The organism is Dysgonomonas sp. Marseille-P4677 (genome assembly GCF_016652235.1).
In the GTDB taxonomy this organism is placed as follows: domain Bacteria; phylum Bacteroidota; class Bacteroidia; order Bacteroidales; family Dysgonomonadaceae; genus Dysgonomonas.
Genome location: NZ_JAEPKU010000191.1, coordinates 1 through 5,372 on the forward strand (window position 1 = coordinate 1; position 5,372 = coordinate 5,372).

Annotated in this window: 7 protein-coding genes; 5 read left to right on the forward strand and 2 right to left on the reverse strand. The window is 33.4% G+C overall.

All coding sequences use genetic code 11. The features are described from left to right. Positions 1–280 precede the first annotated feature (280 nt). The 5 genes from JGH11_RS18740 (at position 281) to JGH11_RS18760 (ending at position 4,019) form a co-directional block, all read left to right on the forward strand. Positions 281–535: a GlsB/YeaQ/YmgE family stress response membrane protein gene (locus JGH11_RS18740; protein ID WP_201114350.1), complete on the forward strand. Its 255-nt coding sequence runs from the start codon at positions 281–283 to the stop codon at positions 533–535. A 28-nt stretch (positions 536–563) separates the two neighbouring features. Then, positions 564–1,781: an FAD-binding oxidoreductase gene (locus JGH11_RS18745; RefSeq protein ID WP_201114351.1), complete on the forward strand. Its 1,218-nt coding sequence runs from the start codon at positions 564–566 to the stop codon at positions 1,779–1,781. 29 nt (positions 1,782–1,810) lie between these two features. Next, positions 1,811–2,710: an SDR family oxidoreductase gene (locus tag JGH11_RS18750; RefSeq protein WP_201114352.1), complete on the forward strand. Its 900-nt coding sequence runs from the start codon at positions 1,811–1,813 to the stop codon at positions 2,708–2,710. Between the two features lie 380 nt (positions 2,711–3,090). After that, positions 3,091–3,321: a hypothetical protein gene (locus tag JGH11_RS18755; protein WP_201114353.1), complete on the forward strand. Its 231-nt coding sequence runs from the start codon at positions 3,091–3,093 to the stop codon at positions 3,319–3,321. Positions 3,322–3,542: 221 nt separating this feature from the next. After that, the gene (locus tag JGH11_RS18760) at positions 3,543–4,019 is read left to right on the forward strand and encodes a DUF421 domain-containing protein (protein ID WP_201114355.1); all 477 of its coding nucleotides are present in this window, start codon (positions 3,543–3,545) and stop codon (positions 4,017–4,019) included. Positions 4,020–4,085: 66 nt separating this feature from the next. Here JGH11_RS18760 and JGH11_RS18765 read toward each other — a convergent pair whose 3' ends face one another. Continuing rightward, positions 4,086–4,925, reverse strand: coding sequence for a hypothetical protein (locus tag JGH11_RS18765; protein ID WP_201114357.1), 840 nt, complete (start codon positions 4,923–4,925; stop codon positions 4,086–4,088). Positions 4,926–5,010: 85 nt separating this feature from the next. Beyond that, positions 5,011–5,274, reverse strand: coding sequence for a DUF6582 domain-containing protein (locus tag JGH11_RS18770; protein ID WP_201114359.1), 264 nt, complete (start codon positions 5,272–5,274; stop codon positions 5,011–5,013). Positions 5,275–5,372 lie beyond the last annotated feature (98 nt).

Sequence of the window (5,372 nt, forward strand, 5' to 3'; positions counted from 1 at the left end):
ATTTAACACATGATTGACCAATCAAATAAATCTTAATATGTTGATTAACAGTGACTTATTTATTGTTTGAAGCGAAAATTATCTATATAGGTAAATTAATTAAAACAAGTATTCAGCATTAAAAGTTTATAGCTATACAATGATGTTGATTATAAACATTTTATCTAAAGATGGTGTTTTTATTAATATAAAATATCTCACAACAAATCATTTTCTTCTACAAGTAATTGAAAAAGCATCTAGAGGGAATGTAATACAAACAATAATAAAACAATTAATTATGGAAGGATTAGGAATTCTTTGGTCGATTATTATCGGTATTGCAGCCGGAGCAATAGCCGGATGGATAATGAAGGGTAGAGGTTTTGGGATAGTCATAAACCTTATTGTAGGCCTAGTAGGTAGTTTACTTGGAGGATGGATCTATGCGTTATTGGGAATAAACAGCAGTGGTATATTAGGAGTACTTTTAATGTCTGTAATAGGTGCGGTAGTCTTGCTTTGGATTATTTCCTTATTCAAAAGAAAGCCTTGAATATTCCAATAATGGTAATTAATATGCTATGGACTTGTATTCAGGGCTACCTTATTGGATAGCTAAAAACCCATTATATAATTACTTCAATCCGTTGAAAACCGATATATCTACAGATGTAGCGATTATCGGAACAGGTGTTACAGGAGCTTTGGTGATGCATGAGTTATGTACAGCAGGGATCAAATGTGTGATGGTCGACAAACGCAGTATTACTACAGGTAGTTCTATCGCAAGCACAGCATTATTACAATATGAAATTGATACTCCGCTGTGTGAGATGATGAAAATAATAGGAGAGGACTCAGCTGTTAAAGCTTATCAGTCCTGTCTACAATCCATAACGGATATAGAAAATGTTTTCAAAAATATTGATTTTAACCCCGATTTCGAAAGAGTACCTAGCGTCTATTATGCCAGTAATAAGAAAGGACAAAAGTTGATAGAAAAAGAGTATGAAATCAGGTGTAAGCATAAACTGCCTGTATCTATCTTGAATAAAGAACAATTACAGGAAAAATATGGGATTAAGGCTTCTGGTTGCCTCGAAAACGATGCGTCAGCCCAGATAGATGCTTATAAGGCAGCAACGCATTTGATAGATTTTCATATGAGAAATAATAATCTGGAAGTATTTACTCATACAGAAATCTTAGGGTGGGACGAACATCAGAAAGAGTATCAATTAATTACTACAGCAGGGAAAAAGATAAGGTGTAAATATGCAGTCATTGCCGCGGGATTCGAAGCCGGACGTTTTTTACCCCAACAAGTTATGAACCTCACTTCAACATATGCGATTATTTCTGAACCTATTGATGAAAAATACATCTGGTATGGAAAAAGTCTGATATGGGAAACAAAAGAGCCATATCTCTATATACGTACTGATGGAAGAAACCGTATTATAGTAGGCGGAGAAGATGAGGGATTTAAAGATCCTGCTAAAAGAGATCTGTTATTGAAGAAAAAAGTATCTATACTGGAAATTAAAATCAAAAAATTATTCCCAACCATTCCTTTCAAAACAGATATGGCATGGTGTGGAACATTTAGCTCAACCAAAGATGGATTGCCATATATCGGTAATTGGCCAGGGGGAAGGAGAATGTTTTATGCATTAGGATATGGAGGTAATGGAATAACATTTAGTATGATAGCAGCTCAAATTATAAAAAATAAACTGACAGGAATCAAAGATGAAAGGGAAAAGATATTTGCTTTTAGTAGGACGGAGGAGGAATGAAAAATTATTAATTTATAAAATGAAAGTGTATGGATAAGAAATTTGAAAACAGGATACAAAATCCATTGACTCAATACAGACAAGATGGTTACTCTAAGCAACTTCAGGAATATCCGGGAATTCAGTACGAAATGGAACCAATCCCCGATTGTGGAGAAAAGAGCTATAAAGGAAATGGTAGGTTACAAGGAAGAAAAGCTCTAATAACAGGCGGTGATTCAGGTATAGGCCGTGCTGTTGCAATAGCTTATGCCCGTGAAGGTGCCGACATAGCTATCAATTATATGGACTCGGAACGAAAAGACGTAGATTCTTTAGTTGAACTTCTCGAAAAAGAAAGTAAGAAAGTAGTCCTTATCCCTGGAGACCTTACAGATGAAAAATTTTGTCGAAAAATGGTTAAAGAAGCTCATGAAAAACTTGGAGGGCTGGATACTCTGGCGTTAGTGGCAGGAAAACAGGTTTCGAAAACTGATATAGAAGAGATTACAACAGAACAGTTGACTGATACTTTTAATGTCAATATTTTTTCATTATTCTGGACAGTACAGGAAGCTTTATCCTTGTTACCTGCTGGGGCAACAATTATAACAACTTCGTCAATACAGGCCTATCAACCAAGTCCCGATTTATTGGACTATGCAGCAACAAAAAGTGCTATCATTGCCTTTACCCGTGGACTGGCAAAACAAATAGCATCGAAAGGCATACGGGCCAATAGTGTTGCGCCTGGACCAATCTGGACTCCCTTGCAGATAAGCGGAGGGCAACAACAGGAAAAACTACCCAAATTTGGACAACAAACACCTCTAAAGCGAGCTGGTCAACCGGCCGAACTAGCTAGTGTCTATGTATTTCTAGCTTCTCAGGAATCGAGCTATGTAACAGCTGAAGTATATGGTGTAACTGGTGGTCATCATTTAGGATAAGTCTGATTTAATATGTCATTTAATATTTTTAATATAAAAATAATATGAATGCATTTAAAAACATTTTAATAGCAATAGGAATAATCTCCATCGCGCTTTTTCTTACGTTTCTTATTATAGGGGTTAAAGTAGTATCTGCTATCCTACTCTATATTGTGGGAGCAATAGCAGTAATTTCTCTGATATGTTTCGTTATTTTCTATATTGGTAAATTAACAGGGAAAATTGATAAAGATAAAGAGTAGAGAATATCTAATAAGTTTGAATAGTAAGAGTTAGATTTTTTAATAGAAAGTGCTATCATAGCTTTCAGTTATAGATTATAAAGGAAGATATTCCAATAAATCATGTAGTATTAACATTCAAAAAAATTATTTATTATGGCAATGACAACTCCAAATGAAGGCAAATTTACTGTTGCAATTGAAAAACAAACATCGAAAATCCCCTCAGGTATTTATTTAACAGCGTCATTAGCTGCAATGGCTGCATCTCTTACACTGAAATGTTGTGGAAAAAATCATATTGCTTTACTAGTAGGCCAATGTGCAACTTCATTTCTGATTATGGGATTATACAACAAAATCGTTAAGACTGAAGGGCACGATTGAATTATTCAATTACTACTAGAGAGAGGTGTGTCTATCAAAGGGACACCTTTCTCTTATTTTCAAATAATTTGAAATACTAATTGTTTCAGAATAAATCGTGTCCTAAATAGAAATCAGACCAATGATAAATGTATAGAAGAATACAGCTTGTAATTTATACACTTGAGGAGTACGTTGAGAGTGTAGACCGTTTATTAATATTTATTTCGTAAGATTAAGATATGCCTTGGAATACTGTGTTAAATGCCATTATACTCTACCTTTTTGTAATAATAGCGATGCGTCTACTCGGAAAGAAAGAAGTAGGACAATTGTCTATTGCCGATCTTGTCTTTGTAATGTTAGTCAGTGAAATAGTAGGCGATATTATGCGTGCCTCTGAAGATACAATTTGGGGAGCTATAATCGCCGTAATAACAATAATGATAATAAATAAGATTCTTGAAATTACTATTTACAAAAGTAAAGCGTTGAACCGATTGGTGCAAGGCTCTCCTGCTATTCTTATTTGTCATGGTGAACCCAATAAAATAGAAATGGACAAGAATAAGATTTCAATAGAAGAGTTGGAACAAATAGGTCGTGAGCATGGTAAAGGTGATATTTCTGAAATAGAACTTGCTATTTTAGAAGTGGATGGCAAAATAAGCATCTTAGATAATGTACATATAAAAAGTAGTACAGAGACTGAAAGATAGTGAAAGTTAACTATCAGTTAATCAAATTTTTGAAATAATAAGGTCGGTTTCTTGATATAGCGCTATTTACTTTACTTGATGTACTGTAAAATAGGAATGAGTAGAACCTAATAAAATTATAGATGCTAATGGCGTTTTTACTCCAATAACTATAGCATCACCAGCCTCTAATGCTACCAAAGTTTGCACTGATCTGGTTGGAGAACCTATATATAAATTTAATACGGAAACAACCGAAGAGGTTTCTTCTGCTATCAAAGTATGAGTAGTAGAGTTTGAGTCTCTTTTAATAATTCCAATTGAATAATCACCTGCTGTTAATACGCCATTTATTTTATACTGAGCATAGATATTGTAAATACCCTTTTGTTTAGGAATGAATTCATATGTAGTAAGATTATTATATTCTTCATTTTCATCAAATTCCTTTATACCAAATGGAATCTTTCTCCAAGTATTTAATCCGATGAGCGAGATATCTGCTACTATTGTCCCGGATCCTCCTCTGGCTCTAAGAAAAGATTTTAATTCTGATTTTGGTTCTCCTGATTGTGTTTGAAAACTAATCCATTTTGCTCCATCCCATACATTTATGCCTTTATTGACATTTACACTATCAATATTATATACAAAAAGTCCTGTATATTGTTTAGGTATAGCTATATCAGCATTAGGAATGTCATTTAAATTGCTAATATTAGACAACTTAACACGAGGCAAAAGTAGTCCTTTATTAGTCGTTACTCCTCCATTTTGAGTTGACGCATCATCTATTTCTTTCAAATCCAACAATACTCCGTTAGATGGAGGGTTTCCAGAACCAATAGTTACTTGAGCTTTAATTTGTAAAGAATTAAGAATTAAGAGTATAATAAACATTAACAATATCAAGGATATTCTTTTCATTTTCATTAAATTAGAACAACATACTATTAATTAATTGTGGTATTCATCATAATAGGATGCTTATGATGAAATTAAAATAAGAAGTTTATTTTTTATATTTTCTAGCCCATTCAAGTATAATAGGACTTTCTATTTTGACTCCAAATTTCCTTGCTTTTAGTATTATGCGATGAGCCAATATAGGTTTCTTTTCGTCAGGAGAATATCTGAAATAAGATTCTGCTGCACGTACGTGTGCAGCATCAGGCATTGGGTATTCCCTTACATTGGGAATTCCGAAATCTGATGAGCGTAATTTCGTCCTTTCAGAAACACTTAGCTTATGAGAAATATTATTTTTTGTTTTCATAAAGTAGTATTTTATAGTTTTATATATCACATATCTCATATGTCTGTAGATAATTCTATGCATGTAACTAAATTCTTGTAATATTGATTTGAATAATC

Coding starts and splice junctions, on each gene's coding strand:
- JGH11_RS18760 (WP_201114355.1), top strand. CDS start 3,543: ATGCCTTGGAATACTGTGTTAAATGCCATTATACTCTACCTTTTTGTA.
- JGH11_RS18765 (WP_201114357.1), bottom strand. CDS start 4,925: ATGAAAAGAATATCCTTGATATTGTTAATGTTTATTATACTCTTAATT.
- JGH11_RS18750 (WP_201114352.1), top strand. CDS start 1,811: ATGGATAAGAAATTTGAAAACAGGATACAAAATCCATTGACTCAATAC.
- JGH11_RS18770 (WP_201114359.1), bottom strand. CDS start 5,274: ATGAAAACAAAAAATAATATTTCTCATAAGCTAAGTGTTTCTGAAAGG.
- JGH11_RS18745 (WP_201114351.1), top strand. CDS start 564: ATGGACTTGTATTCAGGGCTACCTTATTGGATAGCTAAAAACCCATTA.
- JGH11_RS18755 (WP_201114353.1), top strand. CDS start 3,091: ATGGCAATGACAACTCCAAATGAAGGCAAATTTACTGTTGCAATTGAA.
- JGH11_RS18740 (WP_201114350.1), top strand. CDS start 281: ATGGAAGGATTAGGAATTCTTTGGTCGATTATTATCGGTATTGCAGCC.